General features: G+C 61.7%; 17 protein-coding genes. 7 read left to right on the top strand and 10 right to left on the bottom strand.

The genetic code is table 11. From position 1 onward, the window contains the following. Positions 1–94: 94 nt before the first annotated feature. The 7 genes from ACVW0Y_RS16290 to ACVW0Y_RS16260 form a co-directional block, all read right to left on the bottom strand. Positions 95–865, bottom strand: coding sequence for a MetQ/NlpA family ABC transporter substrate-binding protein (locus ACVW0Y_RS16290; RefSeq protein ID WP_457439512.1), 771 nt, complete (start codon positions 863–865; stop codon positions 95–97). Positions 866–982: 117 nt separating this feature from the next. Then, positions 983–1648 carry a methionine ABC transporter permease gene (locus ACVW0Y_RS16285; protein ID WP_457439511.1) on the bottom strand — a complete coding sequence of 222 codons (666 nt, stop codon included), beginning with the start codon at positions 1646–1648 and terminating at the stop codon, positions 983–985. Further along, on the bottom strand, positions 1648–2655 hold the full coding sequence (locus ACVW0Y_RS16280) for a methionine ABC transporter ATP-binding protein (protein ID WP_457439509.1): 1008 nt from the start codon (positions 2653–2655) through the stop codon (positions 1648–1650). Before ACVW0Y_RS16280 ends, ACVW0Y_RS16285 begins: the two co-directional genes overlap by 1 nt. Before the next feature lie 201 nt (positions 2656–2856). Beyond that, positions 2857–3717: a PA5502 family lipoprotein gene (locus ACVW0Y_RS16275; protein ID WP_457439507.1), complete on the bottom strand. Its 861-nt coding sequence runs from the start codon at positions 3715–3717 to the stop codon at positions 2857–2859. A gap of 80 nt (positions 3718–3797) precedes the next feature. Beyond that, the gene (znuB, locus tag ACVW0Y_RS16270; protein ID WP_457439505.1) at positions 3798–4586 is read right to left on the bottom strand and encodes a zinc ABC transporter permease subunit ZnuB; all 789 of its coding nucleotides are present in this window, start codon (positions 4584–4586) and stop codon (positions 3798–3800) included. After that, on the bottom strand, positions 4579–5388 hold the full coding sequence (gene znuC, locus ACVW0Y_RS16265; protein WP_457439503.1) for a zinc ABC transporter ATP-binding protein ZnuC: 810 nt from the start codon (positions 5386–5388) through the stop codon (positions 4579–4581). The genes znuB and znuC overlap by 8 nt, the downstream gene beginning before the upstream one ends. After that, positions 5385–5870, bottom strand: a complete 486-nt coding sequence (locus tag ACVW0Y_RS16260) for a Fur family transcriptional regulator (protein WP_457439501.1) — start codon at positions 5868–5870, stop codon at positions 5385–5387. Before ACVW0Y_RS16260 ends, znuC begins: the two co-directional genes overlap by 4 nt. Before the next feature lie 63 nt (positions 5871–5933). Here ACVW0Y_RS16260 and ACVW0Y_RS16255 point away from each other — a divergent pair, with 63 nt between their 5' ends. Continuing rightward, positions 5934–6842, top strand: coding sequence for a zinc ABC transporter substrate-binding protein (locus ACVW0Y_RS16255; RefSeq protein WP_457439500.1), 909 nt, complete (start codon positions 5934–5936; stop codon positions 6840–6842). A gap of 17 nt (positions 6843–6859) precedes the next feature. Here the strand turns inward: ACVW0Y_RS16255 and ACVW0Y_RS16250 are convergent, their stop codons facing one another. Next, on the bottom strand, positions 6860–7810 hold the full coding sequence (locus ACVW0Y_RS16250; protein WP_457439498.1) for a homoserine kinase: 951 nt from the start codon (positions 7808–7810) through the stop codon (positions 6860–6862). 73 nt (positions 7811–7883) lie between these two features. Then, positions 7884–8171, bottom strand: a complete 288-nt coding sequence (locus ACVW0Y_RS16245; protein WP_457439496.1) for a DUF2782 domain-containing protein — start codon at positions 8169–8171, stop codon at positions 7884–7886. Positions 8172–8334: 163 nt separating this feature from the next. Here ACVW0Y_RS16245 and polA point away from each other — a divergent pair, with 163 nt between their 5' ends. Further along, positions 8335–11148, top strand: a complete 2814-nt coding sequence (gene polA, locus ACVW0Y_RS16240; RefSeq protein WP_457439494.1) for a DNA polymerase I — start codon at positions 8335–8337, stop codon at positions 11146–11148. Positions 11149–11430: 282 nt separating this feature from the next. Here polA and yihA read toward each other — a convergent pair whose 3' ends face one another. Further along, positions 11431–12066 carry a ribosome biogenesis GTP-binding protein YihA/YsxC gene (gene yihA / locus ACVW0Y_RS16235; RefSeq protein WP_457439493.1) on the bottom strand — a complete coding sequence of 212 codons (636 nt, stop codon included), beginning with the start codon at positions 12064–12066 and terminating at the stop codon, positions 11431–11433. Between the two features lie 193 nt (positions 12067–12259). On the opposite strand from yihA, the gene ACVW0Y_RS16230 reads away from it, so the two are divergent. The 5 genes from ACVW0Y_RS16230 (at position 12260) to ACVW0Y_RS16210 (ending at position 16943) form a co-directional block, all read left to right on the top strand. After that, positions 12260–12550: a c-type cytochrome gene (locus ACVW0Y_RS16230; protein WP_457439491.1), complete on the top strand. Its 291-nt coding sequence runs from the start codon at positions 12260–12262 to the stop codon at positions 12548–12550. 44 nt (positions 12551–12594) lie between these two features. Further along, entirely contained in the window at positions 12595–13200 is a 606-nt protein-coding gene (locus ACVW0Y_RS16225; protein WP_457439489.1) for a c-type cytochrome, read from the top strand. Between the two features lie 174 nt (positions 13201–13374). Next, positions 13375–14013, top strand: a complete 639-nt coding sequence (locus tag ACVW0Y_RS16220; protein WP_457439487.1) for a thiol:disulfide interchange protein DsbA/DsbL — start codon at positions 13375–13377, stop codon at positions 14011–14013. A 6-nt stretch (positions 14014–14019) separates the two neighbouring features. Further along, positions 14020–14898, top strand: coding sequence for an endonuclease/exonuclease/phosphatase family protein (locus ACVW0Y_RS16215; protein ID WP_457439486.1), 879 nt, complete (start codon positions 14020–14022; stop codon positions 14896–14898). After that, positions 14895–16943, top strand: a complete 2049-nt coding sequence (locus ACVW0Y_RS16210; protein WP_457439484.1) for a GGDEF domain-containing protein — start codon at positions 14895–14897, stop codon at positions 16941–16943. The genes ACVW0Y_RS16215 and ACVW0Y_RS16210 overlap by 4 nt, the downstream gene beginning before the upstream one ends. Positions 16944–17012: the final 69 nt, after the last annotated feature.

Genomic DNA, 17012 nt, shown 5'->3' with positions numbered 1-17012 from the left:
TGTGCGAACTTTAGGAGCGGCTTTAGCCGCGATGTTTTTGGCGCACAAAAAAGCCCGCTCATTGAGCGGGCTTTTGTTTCCAGCAGTCTGCAAATCAGAACGCAGGAACAATCGCGCCTTTGTACTTGTCTTCGATGAATTTCTTCACTTCCGGAGTAGTCAGCGCCTTGGCCAGTTTCTGGATGGCGGCTGAGTCTTTGTTGTCCGGGCGAGCTACCAGGTTGTTGACGTAAGGCGAGTCGCTACCTTCGATAACCAGGGCGTCTTTTTTCGGGTCCAGCTTGGCTTCCAGGGCGTAGTTGGTATTGATCAGGGCCAGGTCGACTTGGCTCAGTACGCGCGGCAGGGTGGCAGCTTCCAGCTCGCGGAATTTCAGGCCTTTAGGGTTCTCGGCGATGTCTTTGCTGGTGGCCAGGATGTTGTGCTGGTCCTTCAGCTTGATCAGGCCGGCTTTATCCAGCAGCAGCAGGGCGCGGCCGCCGTTGGTGGCGTCGTTGGGGATAACCACGGTGGCGCCTTGTGGCAGTTCGTCGAGGCTCTTGTACTTGCTCGAATAGGCACCGAAGGGTTCTACGTGTACGCCAACAATGCTGACCAGCTGAGTGCCACGGCTCTTGTTGAACTCATCGAGGTAGGGCTGGTGCTGGAAGAAGTTGGCGTCCAGACGTTTCTCGGACACTTGTACGTTCGGCTGTACATAGTCGGTGAAGACCTTTACCTGCAGGTCCACGCCTTCTTTAGCCAGGGTTGGCTTGATGAATTCGAGGATTTCCGCGTGCGGTACGGCGCTAGCGGCGACGGTCAGGGTTTCCGCGTGGGCGGAGATGGCGGCGAAAGCAGCCACGGCAGCGAGCAGTTTTTTCATCTCTGGGTTCCTTGTGGGATGCAGTGTTGGCGGCTGGTGGCCGCACTCATTTGTTTGCGTTCTAAAACGGGTGAAGCTCTATCCTTGAAACGGCTGACGTTCTGTTTCGGGCGCGCTCTACTTTCTCGAGAAGTGCACCACCAACTTGTCGCCGACGGTTTGCAGTACTTGTACGAGCACTAGCAGCAGGATGACGGTAACCACCATCACGTCCGGCTGATAACGCTGATAGCCATAACGTACCGCCAGGTCGCCCAGACCGCCGCCGCCAATCAGGCCGGACATGGCGGTATAGGAAACCAGGGTGATCGCAGTTACGGTAATCGCCGCAACAATGCCCGGCAGCGCTTCTGGAAGCAGGGCGTTGAGCACGATTTGCCGTGTCGTTGCGCCCATGGCCTGGGTGGCTTCGATAATGCCGCGGTCGACTTCACGCAGCGCGGTTTCCACTAGGCGCGCGAAGAATGGGGTAGCGCCAACCACCAGAGGTGGGATGGCACCGGCGACGCCCAGCGAGGTGCCGGTAATCAGCACCGTCAGCGGGATCATCACGATCAGCAAAATCACGAAGGGCACCGAGCGCAGCACGTTGACCACCAGGGACAGCAAGGCATAGAAGCCCTTCTGCTCGAACATCTGCCGTGGGCTGGTGAGAAACAGCAGCACGCCCAGGGGCAGGCCGAGGATGGTGGTGAACAGCAGCGAGCCGCCGAGCATGCTCAAGGTGTCCAGGCTGGCTTGCCAGATTTCGATCCAATCAACGTTGGGGAGTAAGGCTTCCATTAGCGCAGGACCTCCAGGTGCACGTCACTGGTGCCAAAGCGCGCCAGGGCAGCATCGATGTCGCCGCCGGTGAGCGCCAGCGTGAGCTGACCGTAGGGGGTGTCTTTGATGTGGTCGATACGGCCGGCGAGGATGCTGTAATCCACCCCGGTTTCCCGGGCAACTACGCCCAGCAGCGGCGCATAGGTGGCTTCGCCCTGGAAGGTCAGGCGCACGATGCGGCCGCTGACGTGGGCGAAGTCATCGCGCTGCTCGTCTTCGTTGATCTGTTCGGCTTCCATCACAAAGCGCTTGGTAGTTGGGTGTTTCGGGTGCAGGAACACCTCGGTGACCGGGCCGTGCTCGACGATCACCCCGGCATCCATCACCGCTACGCGGTCGCAGACACGGCGGATAACGTCCATTTCATGGGTGATCAGCACGATGGTCAGGTTCAGTTCACGATTGATCTGCGCCAGTAGCTCCAGCACCGAGGCGGTGGTCTGCGGGTCGAGTGCGCTGGTGGCCTCGTCGCACAATAGGATTTTCGGTTTGGTCGCCAGGGCGCGGGCAATGCCGACGCGTTGTTTCTGACCGCCGGACAGCTGGGCGGGGAATTTCTTCGCGTGGTCGTTCAGGCCGACGCGCTCGAGCAGTTCAGCCACCCGCTGGTCGATGGCGCTGGAAGACAGCTCGCCGGCCAGCTTCAGTGGCAGGGCAATGTTGTCGGCAACGGTTTTCGATGAAAGCAGATTGAAGTGCTGAAAGATCATCCCGACCTGCTGGCGGAAACGGCGCAGGCCGTTGGCATCCAGGGCGGTGACATCTTCGCCGTCGACATCGATACGGCCACCGGACGGTTCTTCCAGGCGGTTGATCAGGCGCAGCAGGGTGCTTTTGCCTGCGCCGGAATGGCCGATGATGCCAAACACTTCGCCGCGGGCGATGGTCAGGTCGGTGGGTTGCAAGGCTGCGATGTCGCGGCCATTGATGCGATACGCCTTATGGACGGTGTGAAAGTCGATCACTCGTTAAACCTTTTGGGTTTGGCGGTCTGCCGGATAGGCATAAAGGAGCGCTAGTCTAACCGGCGTCTTATAGACCGTAAAAATCTTTGTAATCCTATGGTTATAGCTTTCAGCTCTAAGAGAGTAAAGCCGTTGCCACAGTCTAGGAGATGGTGCGACGGTTGCCTGGCCTGCGGGGCGCAGGCCAGTAATTACAAAGGCTCAGCCCTTGGCTTGCGGCGTCAGCAGCAGCCGTGGCACTTGTTCCAGCTTCAGGGCTTGGGACAGGCGCGGGCTGTAGTTGGGGTCCAGGCGTTTGATGCGAGCCAGCAGCAACGAGGCGACCCAGGGGTAATCCTTGTTTTGGCGTACTTCGATGCGTACATCGCAGTCGAAAGTCACTACATCGACCGCGACGGCATCGAGCAGGCTGCGCAGGCGCTCGTTGTCCTGGTTGTCCAGCATGGGCATGGCAATGGCGCTGCTGGTGGCGGCCGGGTTGATCAGGCGGGCGCTTGGCTGGGCCGGTGCCGCGACTGCCGGAGCTGGGGCGGCCGCGGCGGACGCTTCGCTGACTTTGCTCTGACGCTCGCCAGCCAGACGCTGCAGGCGCGCCTGCTCGGCTTTTTCAGCGGCTTCTTTGGCAGCCAATTGCGCGGCGGCGCGGGCATGGGCCTGGTCGGCAGCGTTGAGTTCGGCCGCGCGGGCCTGGGCAATCGACTGATCCAGGCCGCTGGTCAGTGCCGGTGCTTGTGGCATCAGGCTGCGGGCATGGCTCAGTGCTTTGGTGGCGGTGTCCAGGTCACCTTGCTGCAGGGCGTTCTGGCCTTGCTGCAGGTAGGCGTCGGCCAGTTGCCGCTGGTATTGCTCGACGCGTGTATCGCCCTGGGCGCGGGGCGCGATGGCGGCCAACTGGCTTTCGGCGGTGCTGAGTTGGCCGGCGCTCAGGCTTTGTTCCACCTGGCGAAAGGCGGTAATCAGCTCGTCAGTGGGCAGGTTGGCCACTTTCGGCGTGCTCTGGCATGCCGCTAACAGCAGAGAAATCGCCAGAACGGGTAGGTAACGGGAGGCGAACTGCTTCATCTATGCAAGTCTCGGATAGCGCAAAACCGGCGAGTTTACACGGCCGCGCTGGCCGCACCAAACCTCGCCGACATAGCGTTTCAGGCGTTGCGGCGCGGCAGGGCAAAACTGAGTAGAAACAGCGCTGCCGCAGCGACCACGATGGAGGGACCGGCGGGGGTGTCCTTGAACCAGGACATGGCCAAACCGGCGCATACCGCCAGCAGCCCCAACAGGCTGGCACCGCCGGCCATCTGTTCCGGGGTGCGCGAATGGCGCTGGGCGGCAGCGGCCGGGATGATCAGTAGCGAGGTGATCAGCAGCACGCCAACGATCTTCATCGCCACCGCAATTACCACCGCGATCAACAGCATCAGGGCCAGGCGCAGGCTGGCTACCGGCAGGCCCTCGACCTTGGCCAGTTCCTCGTGCACGGTCACCGCCAGCAGCGGGCGCCACAGCAAGGTCAGGGCGACCAGCACCAGGGCGCTGCCGCCAAGAATCCAGGCCAGGTCGCCGGTGCTGACCGCCAGCAGGTCGCCAAACAGATAGCCCATCAGGTCGATGCGCACATCGTGCATAAAGCTCAACACCACCAGGCCGAGGGACAGGGTGGTGGGCGCGAGAATCCCCAGCAGGGTGTCGGAGGCCAGCGGTTGGCGTTGCTGCAGGGTTAGCAGCAGTACGGCGAGTAGCACGCAGCCGACGGTAACGGCGACAGTCGGGCTGACATCCAGCAGAAAGCCCAAGGCGACGCCCAGCAAGGCGGCGTGGGACAGGGTGTCGCCAAAATAGGCCATGCGGCGCCATACCACGAACGAGCCCAGAGGCCCGGCGACCAACGCCAGAGCAAGCCCGGCGAGTAACGCGTTAAGCAGGAAATCAGGCATGGTTACAGCCGTCTCCGTGGACATGGGGCTGCACTTTGCCGTGAATGGTCAGGCCGGCGGCGGGTGCCCCGGCCACTACGCCGCCATGCAGATCGTGGGCATGGTCGTGATGGTGGTGATAGATCGCCAGGTCCTGGGCGTCCTGGCCAAACAGTTCGACAAAGGCCGGGTCGCCGCTGACCTGCTCGGGGTGCCCGGAGCAACAGACGTGACGGTTCAGGCACACCACCTGGTCAGTGGTGCTCATCACCAGGTGCAGGTCGTGGGAGACCATCAATACGCCGCAGCCATGGCGGTCGCGCAGACGAGTGATCAGGCGGTACAGGTCAGCCTGGCCGGCGACATCCACGCCCTGCACCGGCTCATCCAGCACCAGCAACTGCGGTTCGCGCAGCAGGGCGCGGGCCAGCAGCACGCGCTGCAGTTCGCCGCCGGAAATGCTTTGCAGCGGGCTGTCGATCACCTGGCTGGCACCGACTTCTTCCAGCGCCGCCAGCGCCGAGCGGCGGTCGACGCCCGGCACCAGGCGCAGAAAGCGCAACACGCTGAGCGGCAGGGTGGCGTCGACATGCAGTTTCTGCGGCATATAGCCGATGCGCAGTTTGGGCTTGCGCCAGACGCTGCCAACCTCGATTTTCAGCAGGCCCAGCACGGCGCGCACCAGGGTGGTTTTGCCAGCGCCATTGGGCCCGATCAGGGTAACGATTTCGCCCGGCTGCACACTCAGCTGTACATCGCTGAGCACCTGTTGCCCGGCAAAGCTGACGCCAACGCCTTCGAGGCGGATCAGGGCGGCGCTCATGCGCTTTTCTGGCAGCCGGAGCAGACGCCAACCACTTCTACGGTCTGGCTTTCCACGGTGAAGCCGACGTCACTGGCACCAGCGACGATGCTCTGGCTGATGGTCTCGTTGGATAGCTCGATGGCGGCATTGCAGGTGCGGCAGATCAGGAATTGCCCCTGATGCGCGTGGGCCGGATGGTTGCAGCCGACAAAGGCGTTGAGCGAAGCAATGCGATGCACCAGGCCGTTTTCCAGAAGGAAGTCCAGGGCACGATACACAGTGGGCGGCGCGGCGCGGCGGCCGTCCTGCTCCGTCAGTACGCCAAGGATGTCGTAGGCGCCCAGCGGCTTGTGGCTCTGCCACACCAGCTCCAGCACCCGGCGGCGCAGGGCCGTCAGGCGCAGACCGGCGCGCTCGCAGATAACGTCGGCTTCGGCGAGTGCGTTATGCACGCAGTGGGAGTGGTCGTGTGGGCGAGAAGCCAAGGGTGTAAGAATCATGGGCGGCGACGGCTGGTGAAAGAGACGTTATTCTATAACCCTTTTGCCGGAGAGTGTGCTCCCGTGTCGCGTTTCCTTGTGATCTTTCTGCTGATTTTTTCCGCCGCTGCCCAGGCGGATGTCCGCGTGCTGACCAGCATCAAGCCGTTGCAACTGATTGCGGCCGCCGTGCAAGACGGTATCGGTACGCCGGAAGTGCTGCTACCACCCGGGGCTTCGCCGCATAACTATGCGTTGCGGCCGTCCGATGTGCGCCGAGTGACCGAGGTCGACCTGCTGTACTGGATCGGCCCGGATATGGAGAGCTTTCTCCCTCGTGTGCTGAAAAGTCGCAGCCTGCCAAGCATTGCCGTGCAGGAATTGCCGGGGTTGAGCCTGCGTCATTTCGGCGAAGGTGAAGCGCACGCCGATGGTGATCACGACGAGCATGATCATGATCATCAACCCGGCAGCCTCGACGCTCATCTGTGGCTGTTGCCGGTCAATGCGCGGGTGATCGCCGAGCGCATGGCGGCGGATCTGGCGGCTGCCGATCCGGCCAACGCCGCTCGTTATCAGGTCAACCTGAAAGCGTTCAGCGAGCGACTGACGGCGCTAGATGTACGCCTCAAGCAGCGCGTCGCCGGTATCGCCGGCAAGCCCTACTTTGTGTTCCACGAGGCGTTTGACTACTTCGAGGCGGCCTACGGTCTGCAGCATGCCGGGGTGTTCAGTATTGCCAGCGAAGTGCAGCCCGGCGCCCAGCATGTGGCGGCGATGCGCGAGCGTCTGCAGCAGGCGGGGCCGACCTGCGTGTTCAGCGAGCCGCCTTTGCGCCCGCGCCTGGTCAGCACCTTGAGCGACGGTCTGCCGGTGCGTTTGGCGGAGCTGGATGCTCTGGGCGGCAAAGACATTCCAGTCAATGCCCAAGGCTACGAGCAATTGCTGGAAACCCTGGGCAATGATCTGGCTGGCTGCTTGGAAGCGCTCTGACCGTTTAACGGAAAGGCTTAAAGGGCAAACGGCAACGGCAGATGCACCTGCTGGCGCTGCGCCAGGCGGCGCTGGAATTCGTCGGGGTTGTGGATAAGTACATCCTGCCCAGCAAAGGATTCCGCCGCGATCAGGCGCGAAATCCAGAAACGCACGCAGGCCACGCGCAGCATCACGGGCCACAGTTCGGCCTCGCTCGGCGTAAACGGCCGCAAGGCGGCATAAGCGCCGAGCAAGGCGCGGGCACGTGGTGCATCGAGCGCGCCGTCTTCGTTGGAGCACCAGTCGTTTAGCGCAATGGCCACGTCATACAGCATGGGCCCCGAGCAGGCGTTGTAGAAGTCGATCAGGCCGGCCAGGTGCGTGCCGTCGAACAGCGCGTTGTCGCGGAACAGGTCGGCGTGCAGGTTGGCCCGTGGCAGCGCCAGGATGGCCGCGTGGTGGGTCTGGATTTCCGCCAGCGCCTCACTGAGCAGCGATTGGTTGGCCGGCTCGAGTTTGCTTAGCAACTGCGCGCCTTCGCTCAACATCCAGTCCAGCCCGCGATCGGTTTTACGCTCCAGCACATGGCCGCGCGTAGCGCCGTGCAATTGCCCGAGCAGCTTGCCGACTTCCTGGCAGTGGTGAGCATTGGCCTGGCTTACGTGTTTGCCCGGCAGACGTGGTTGCAGCAGCGCCGGTTTCCCCGCCAGGCTGCGCAGCGCTTCGCCTTCCGTGGTGCGCAAGGCATAGGGCACCGGCAGGCCGGCGTCGTGCAGCACATCCAATAGCTCGATAAAAAATGGCAGGTCCTGAATCGGCCCACGCTCCACCAGGGTCAGGACGAACTCGCCCTGTTCCAGGCTGACGAAGAAGTTGCTGTTCTCGCTGCCGGCACTGATGCCCTGAAAATCCCGCAGACGGCCAAGCCCATAAGGCGCAAGAAACACGTCGAGCTCGGGGCGGGTGAGGGGGGTGAATACCGACATCGGGAACCTGCCAACAATCTAAGTAAACGCCCCGGTTAAGGGCCGCTATCAAGGCTTAGGAATAACGCGCCGCTTACCAGCTGAAGATTTCCCAGGCGGGGATCAGCATGTCTGGATTATCGGAGCGAATGAAGTTGCCATCGCTGCCATCGGCACGCACCAGAAAGTACGGCTTGCCGCCCTTCGGGGTGATCTTGATGGCGTACAGGAAACCGTTCTGACGGTACTCCTGGATGGTCTTGTCGCCGTCCTGGCGGATGGTGACATCCGGGTCGCCGGTCACCGGCTCGTCAGCGGCGTAAACGTTAAGCGAGCCAACAGCCAGTAAGCCTGTGAGCAGTAAGCCGGAAAGTGCGCGCATGGTAACCTTGCCCCTCTGTTGTCAACGATGCGGCCATTCTACCGCCGGCAGTGCCACTGCGGCCCAGGCTTTTATGCCGCAGCCGTTGCGCCTTGCTATCGTTGCTCGCTACATTTTTCCGCTGTCCGTACACCACGGCCCGTCCAATAGGTTGATTCCGCGCATGTCTCAGACCCCCCTCGTCCTGGTGGACGGCTCGTCCTACCTTTATCGCGCTTTCCACGCCCTGCCGCCTCTGACCACCTCCAAAGGCATGCCGACCGGCGCGGTGAAGGGCGTGTTGAACATGCTCAAAAGCCTGCGCAAGCAATACCCGCAAAGCCCGTTCGCGGTGGTGTTCGACGCCAAGGGCGGGACCTTCCGTGACGAGCTGTTCGCCGACTACAAGGCCAATCGCCCGTCGATGCCGGACGAGTTGCGCGTGCAGATCGAACCGCTGCATGCCAGCGTGCGTGCCCTGGGTTATCCGCTGCTGTGTGTGGAAGGCGTGGAGGCCGATGACGTGATCGGCACGCTGGCCCGGCAATGCGCTGCCGACGGCCGCGACGTGGTGATCTCCACCGGTGACAAGGACATGGCCCAGCTGGTCTGCCCGCACGTTACGCTGGTCAACACCATGTCCGGAAGCGTCTACGACATCGATGGCGTTAAAGAGAAATTCGGCGTCGGTCCTGAGCTGATCATCGACTACCTGGCGCTGATGGGCGACAAGGTCGACAACATTCCAGGCGTTCCCGGCGTCGGCGAAAAGACCGCCGTAGGGCTGCTGGTGGGGGTTGGTGGCGGGCTGGATGTGCTCTACGCCAATCTCGATAAAGTGCCTGAGCTGCCGATCCGTGGTGCCAAGACCCTGCCGGCCAAACTGCTGGAACACAAGGACATGGCGTTCCTCTCGTATCAGCTGGCAACTATCAAACTGGACGTGCCGCTGAATATCGAAATCGACAGCCTCCATCCTGGTGCTCAGGACCGTGAGGCGTTGGCCGAGCTGTATGCCTTGCTGGAATTCAAAACCGGTCTGGATGAACTGGCCCGCGACGCCAAGGCGGCCGGCATCGCCGCGATTCGCTCCGGCGGGCTGTTCGATGCACCGGCGGCCGAACCGCTGGCGAGTGAAGAAGTTGTGGCCGTCGAGGCTGCCGCCAATCACTACGAAACCGTGCTGGATGCCGAGCGCTTCGCCGTCTGGCTAGAAAAACTGAACAAGGCCGAGCTGTTTGCCTTCGATACCGAAACCACCGGCCTGGATGCCCAGCAGGCGCAGCTGGTCGGTATCTCCATTGCCGTGCAGGCCAACGAAGCAGCCTATATTCCGCTGACCCACTCTTATATGGGCGTGCCGGCACAGCTGGATCGCGACACCGTGCTCAAGGCCCTCAAGCCGATTCTCGAAGATCCGCACAAGGCCAAGGTCGGGCAGCACGCCAAGTACGACATCAATATCCTCGCCAACTGCGCCATCGGCGGCGACCTGAACAATGGCATCACCCTGCGCGGGGTGAAGTTCGACAGCATGCTTGAGTCCTATGTGCTCGACTCGGTCGCCACCCGCCACAACATGGATGCCCTGGCGCTCAAGTACCTCGAGCACACCACCATCGCCTTTGAAGATATCGCCGGCAAAGGTGCCAAGCAGCTGACCTTCGACCAGATCGCCCTGGAACAGGCCGGCCCCTACGCCGCCGAAGATGCCGATATCACCCTGCGTCTGCACCAGGTGCTGTGGCAGAAGCTGCAGGCTGTGCCCAGTCTGGCCAAGGTGTTGAGCGAGATCGAGATGCCGCTGGTGCCGGTGCTCGCGCGGATCGAACGGCAAGGTGCGTTAGTGGATGCCAATCTGCTCGGCCTGCAAAGCAACGAGTTGGGCGAAAAGATGGTCCAGCTTGAGCGCGAGGCATTTGCCATTGCCGGTGAGGAGTTCAACCTCAGCTCGCCCAAGCAGTTGGGTGTGATCCTCTATGAAAAGCTCGGCATGCCGGTACTCAGCAAAACCGCCAAAGGCCAGGCTTCCACCGCCGAAGCGGTGCTCGCCGAGCTGGCCGAGCAGGATTATCCGCTGCCCAAGGTGCTGATGCAGTACCGTTCCATGAGCAAACTGAAAAGCACCTACACCGACCGCCTGCCGGAGCAGATCAATCCGCGTACCGGGCGGATTCACACCTCCTATCACCAGGCGGTAACGGCTACCGGGCGCTTGTCCTCCACCGACCCGAACCTGCAGAACATTCCGATCCGCACCGCTGAGGGCCGGCGCATTCGTCAGGCCTTTATCGCGCCGGCGGGCTACAAACTGCTGGCGGCCGACTATTCGCAGATCGAGTTGCGGATCATGGCCCACCTGGCGCAGGACGAAGGTTTGCTGCATGCCTTCCGCAACAACCTGGACGTGCACCGGGCGACCGCTGCAGAGGTGTTTAGCGTCGAACTGGACCAGGTCACCACCGATATGCGCCGCAAAGCCAAGGCGATCAATTTCGGCCTGATCTACGGCATGAGCGCTTTTGGCCTGGCCAAGCAGATTGGTGTCGACCGCAAGGAATCGCAGGCCTATATCGACCGCTACTTCGCCCGCTACCCCGGCGTGCTCGCCTATATGGAGCGCACCCGTGAGCAAGCCAGCGAGCAGGGCTACGTCGAAACCCTGTTCGGCCGACGTTTGTACTTGCCGGATATCCACTCGAAAAACGCCGGCCTGCGCAAAGGTGCCGAGCGCACCGCGATCAACGCGCCGATGCAGGGCACGGCGGCGGACATCATCAAGCGGGCGATGGTGAAGGTCGACGCTTGGCTCAGCGAGTCGGGCCTGGATGCCAAAGTCATCCTGCAGGTGCACGACGAATTGGTCCTGGAAGTGCGTGAGGATCTGCTGGAAACCGTCAGCGCCGAAATCCGCCAGCGCATGAGTGCAGCGGCAGAGTTGGATGTGCCTTTGCTGGTTGAAGTGGGCATCGGCGCCAACTGGGATGAAGCCCACTGACAGGGGCTTTTTTACTGCGGCATAACGCCGCAGTAAAAAGGTTTCGTTAGGAAGCTACGGGAATTACGGAAAGGGTTTTTATCGCTAACGGGTTTTAAATCCGCGGTGAACTTTCGCTAAATCAGGGCGGTCAGAGTTACTGAATGGCTGATGAAGCCCTTCGGTGCTCCTATGTTGTGTTAAGTGTTGGCAGATATCTGAGCCCCGCCCTAGCGGTTCAGACCCTTAAACCCCGAGCCTCTCCCTCCCCATACGAAGCTCGGGGTTTTTTTTGCCTGCGTATTACGAGGCAGGCGGCGTGTCTTCCAGCTCCATCCAGCGCGCCAGCACGGCTTGCGCCTCTTCGATGCCCATACGCTTGGGTGCCGAGAACAATTGAATCGTCACTCCATCACCCCAGCCTTTGCGCAGATCTGTCTGCACTTTGAGCAGGGCGTTTTTGGCTGCGCCATAGGCCAGTTTGTCGGCCTTGGTCAGCAGGATATGCATAGGCATTTCGCTGGCTGCAGACCAGTCGAGCATCAGGCGGTCGAATTCGGTGAGGGGGTGGCGGATGTCCATCATCAGCATCAAACCCTTCAGGCTTTCGCGGCTGCCCAGGTAGGCTTCGAGGTGGCGCTGCCAGTGCAACTTCAGCGGAATCGGCACCTTGGCGTAGCCATAACCGGGCAGATCGACCAGGCGGCGCTCGTCATCCAGGCGGAAGAAGTTCAGCAACTGAGTGCGGCCTGGTGTCTTCGACGTGCGGGCCAGGCTGGCGTGGGTCAGCGTGTTCAGCGCGCTGGATTTACCGGCGTTGGAACGTCCGGCAAAGGCGACTTCAAAGCCTTGGTCGTCAGGACATTGGTCCACTTTGGCCGCGCTGATCATAAAGGCAGCCTGTTGGCACAGACCGATGATGGGGTTCTTGAATTGCATCGAATTTTCCGGTGAGGGGGGTGCCAGCGAGTGGCCCGGCGTGCGGTGTCGCTTCCGTTTCAGTGACGCCAGTATATAATGCCGCAGATTTTGTGTGCGCTTTGTCCGGAATAAGGGCAAGGAATTGCTATAAGGATTTTCCGATTTCGCGCATTTAGAACGCGGAACGCCCCTCACTGATGAGGTTGATCTGATGAAAATGTTGCTGCTTGCAGCCACTACCTTGTTGTTGTCCTCCGTGGCTTATGCAGCCCAGGACCCGGAAACGGTATTCAACCGTTCCTGTGGAGCCTGCCATAATGGACAACTGCCGATGGCACCTAAAAAAGGCGACACGGCTGCTTGGACGCCGCGGATGGCCCAAGGCATGGACAAGTTGGTGCAGCATGTAACCGATGGATATAACGCCATGCCGCCTCGCGGCTTGTGCACCGACTGTAGCGCTGAAGACTTCCAAGCCATCATCCATTGGATGAGCAAGTAAGCCACGCGTTGATTCTCTCCCTTTAGCCGTAATTGGATTAGCTGATGAACAAAGTACTCGTGAGTCTGCTGTTGACCCTGGGCATCACCGGTATGGCTCATGCCGCAGGCGACGCCGCTGCAGGTCAAGGCAAAGCTGCTGTATGTGGCGCTTGCCACGGTGCCGATGGCAACAGCCCTGCGCCGAACTTCCCGAAACTGGCTGGCCAAGGCGAGCGCTACCTGCTCAAGCAAATGCATGACATCAAGTCGGGTAACCGCACCGTGCTGGAAATGACCGGCCTGCTGACCAACCTGAGCGATCAGGACCTGGCAGACATCGCCGCCTACTTCTCCAGCCAGAAAATGGGTGTTGGCGCAGCCGATCCGAAACTGGTGGCACGCGGCCAGGACATCTTCCGCGGCGGCAACCTGGAAACCGGTATGCCAGCCTGCACCGGCTGCCACTCGCCTGACGGCTCGGGTAACGCGGCCGCCGGCTTCCCACACCTGGGTGGCCAGCACGCTACCTACGTGGCCAAGCAGCTGACCAACTTCCGCGAAGGCGACCGTACCAACGACGGCGATAACATGATCATGCGCGGCATTGCAGCTAAGCTGAGCAACAAGGATATCGCTGCGGTATCCAGCTACATCCAGGGCCTGCACTAATCGCGAAAACGGAAATATCCGTACGCATTAGCGTGAAGAAAAGGGTGGCGAGAGCCACCCTTTTTCGTTGGGGCCGCCGTTACAATGTTGGCCCCTCAGCCGGGAACCCGCCGCAAGGCAATCGGTCGAAACCCAGCTCGCTATCGGGCGAGTTTATCCGCCAAGGAGTAAAGCATGCGTAACCTGATTTTCAGTGCTGTCCTCGCCACCGCGAGTTTGATCGGCATGACTGCGACCGCCACTGCCGCGGAGCCGATTGAAGCTGGCAAGCAATACGTGGAGCTGAGCAGCCCTGTTCCGGTTTCCAAGCCTGGCAAAATCGAAGTCGTCGAGTTGTTCTGGTATGGCTGCCCGCACTGCTACCACTTCGAACCCACCATCAATCCCTGGATCAAAAAGCTGCCGGATGATGTTCACTTCATCCGCATCCCGGCCATGTTCGGTGGCGTCTGGGATGCCCACGGGCAAATGTTCGTGACCCTCGAAACCATGGGCGTTGAAGACAAAGTCCACGCCGCCGTGTTCGACGCCATCCAGCAGCAAGGTAAGAAACTGGCCAAGCCCGAAGAAATGGCCGAGTTCCTCGCCACTCAAGGCATCGACAAGGACGAGTTCCTCAAAACCTACAACTCCTTCGGCGTGAAGAGCCAGGTCGAGAAAGACAAGAAACTGGCCATGGCCTACCAGATCAGCGGTGTACCGACCATGATCGTCAACGGCAAATACCGCTTCGACATCGGCTCGGCCGGTGGTCCTGATCAGGCCCTGCAAGTGGCTGATCAACTGATCGCCAAAGAACGCGCAGCGAAGTAAATCGCCATGCTCCGTCGCTGGGGTACGCCACGTGTAGCCGGCCTGCGAGATGCGCAGGTCAATCCACAGTGCGGTGACTCCAGCGGCCTGCCGGCAGACGGGCGTCTGCGTCTGCTCAGTTTCAATATCCAGGTCGGCAATAGCACCGAGAACTACCGGCACTACCTCACCCGCGGCTGGCAGCATCTGTTGCCGCACCAGGGGCGCTCCACCAACCTGCAGCGTATCGGTGCGCTGCTCGCTGATTACGATCTGGTAGCCCTGCAGGAAGCCGATGGTGGCAGCCACCGTTCGGGTTATATCAACCAGGTGGAACACCTGGCGCAATTGGGCGCGTTTCCTTACTGGTACCAACAGCTCAATCGCAACCTCGGGCGTCTGGCCCAACACAGCAACGGCGTGCTCAGCCGCTTGCAACCCTCGGTTATCGAAGATCACCCGCTACCCGGCCCGCCCGGTCGTGGTGCCATTCTGTTGCGCTTTGGCGAAGGCGAAGATGCTCTGGCGGTGGTGATGATGCATTTGTCGCTGGGGGCGAAAACCCGCGTCCGGCAACTGGCCTATATTCGTAATCTGATTGGCGATTATCGCCATCAGGTGCTGATGGGCGATATGAACACCCACGCGTCTGATTTACTGCTTAACTCGCCCTTGCGCGATCTGGGCCTGCTGGCCCCGCAGGTGGAAGCGACCTTCCCCAGCTGGCGCCCGCAACGCTGCCTGGACCATATTCTGTTGAGCCCGAGCTTGACCCTGGAAGCTGTGCGCGTCCTGGCCCAGCCGATTTCCGATCACTTGCCGGTGGCGGTGGAAATTCGTTTACCCGATAGCCTGTGCAGTGATCTGGATAGACCCACCACTTCCCTCGCGGAAATACCGACATGAGTGACGACGTCCAGCGCTGGAAAGAGAAGTACCTGAACAGCCTCGAGGACCAGGAAAAGCTCGAGCGTCGTTGGGACATGCGCCTCGACCTGCTGCGTCGTGGCCTGGTGCGCAGCTCCCTGGCGGCCGAGGGTACCGACAAGGCGGTGGATCAGTGCATGCACGAGCTGCGCGAGATCGTCCGCCGCGATGATATGGACGCCGGTCTCTCCGCGCTGATCCCGCGTCTGGAAAAAGCCGTGCTCGATTCCGAGCAGCGCCGGGTGGAGCGTGCCGCCCAGGTTACCGGTGCGCTGGGCGGGTTGGTCAACCAACTGCTCAGCCTCGAACTGCCGAGTGATGTACGCAAACCCTTGAAGAAATTCACCAAGCAGGTGGAAAACCGGGCCAGCCAGGTGCGTGAGCTGCCGGCCTTGCTGTCCGAGCTCAGCAGCCTGCAACGCCAGGCGCTGGCCGTGCTGGAGAACCCGGAAGCGGTACGCCCCGGTTTGTTGCAACGTCTGTTCGGTGGCCGTGAGGGCGGCGCTGATGAGGGGGGCGAAGCGCCTGCTGCAGCCTCGCCAAACGCAGAAGCCGGCACCGCGCAACCCGCAGAGGCGCGGCCTGTTGCCGTTGCACCTCCTCCCACTCAAGCGGCGCCCGCACTGACGCCAACGCCAGCCAGCGAACCTGCTGCAGCAGCCGTGGCACTCGCGCCAGCACCAGCACCAGCACCAGCACCAGCACCAGCCGAAGTCACGGTAGCCGCCCCCATTGCCGTTCAGGCCAGCGCTCCGGCCAGCGGCAGCGAAGCTGCCACCGTGGCGATCAATGAAGCCCTGGCCGCTGCGCGTGCCGCCGCTCGGCCTTCTTCGTTATCGACTCTCGACAGCCTGCCGCTTGCGGCCTCGCTGCTCACCGATGGTGCCAGCGTATCGGCCGCCATCCACGCCAGCGCCGAGCAGGAGCTGGCAGACCCGGACTTCGCTATCCCGCCGCCACCGGAAGCCGGCTATAGCGCCATCGCCGCCCACGTCGAGGCTACCCTGCTGGGCCTGCTCGACGATCTGCCGGTGCCTGAGCACCACAAGCCCCAGGCCGAGGCGTTGCGCGTGCGCATCCAGGCCGGGCTGAACCTCTATGAGCTGGTGCCGGTGCTAGACGATTTCGCGGTGCTGATGCTGGCCGTTGCCGACCTTGGCCAGCGCGAGTTCGAAGGCTATCTGGCGCAACTCAACCAGCGCCTGGCAAGCTTCCAGGGCGGCCTGCAGGATGCCCATCAGGGCTACAGCGAATCGATGGCGGCGGCTCGCGAGCTGGATACCGAGCTGCGCCAACAAGTGGATGGCCTGCACAACAGCGTGCAGGAGGCCACTGACCTCAGCAGCCTGAAAAACCTGGTGGAAAACCGCCTGGATGGCTTGCTCAGCACCATGTCCCAATACCAGTCCCAGCGTGACGAGCGCGACCAGGACGTGGCCGGCCGCCTGCAAACCCTGGTGGAGCGGGTGGCGAGCATGGAGCAGGAAGCCAAGGGCTTTCGTGACCACCTGGAAGAGCAACGGCAGAAGGCCCTCACCGACCCGCTTACCGGTCTGCCCAATCGCGCCGCCTGGGCCGAGCGCCTGGAACTGGAGGTGGCGCGCTGGCAGCGTTACGGCGGCGACCTGCTGATGGCGGTAGTGGACATCGACCATTTCAAGCGTATCAACGACAACTACGGCCACCTGGCCGGCGACAAGGTGTTGAAGATCATTGCCGGCGAGCTGAACAACCGGCTGCGCAAAACCGATTTTATGGCGCGGTTCGGTGGTGAGGAGTTCGTCCTGTTGATCCCCTCCACCCCGCTTGCCGGCGGCCAGCAGTTGCTGGAAACCCTGCGCACGGCTATCGAAGCTTGCCCATTCCACTTCAAGGGCGAGCGCGTGACCATCACCATTTCCGGCGGCCTGACGGCTTTTGCCGAAGGCGAGAAAAGCGAAGTGGTATTCGAGCGTGCTGACCAGGCGCTGTATCGCGCCAAACGCGCCGGGCGTAACCAAGTGGATGTCGCAGCGGGCGAGTAACCGCTGGCACCTGTGTTTCCAGGCCCGACCCATCGCGGTTGAAGCCGCTCCTACATGGGGGGCGTTCAC

It is taken from the genome of Pseudomonas sp. TE3786, from assembly GCF_054057335.1.
This window is presented reverse-complemented; position numbering and strand designations above follow the sequence as displayed.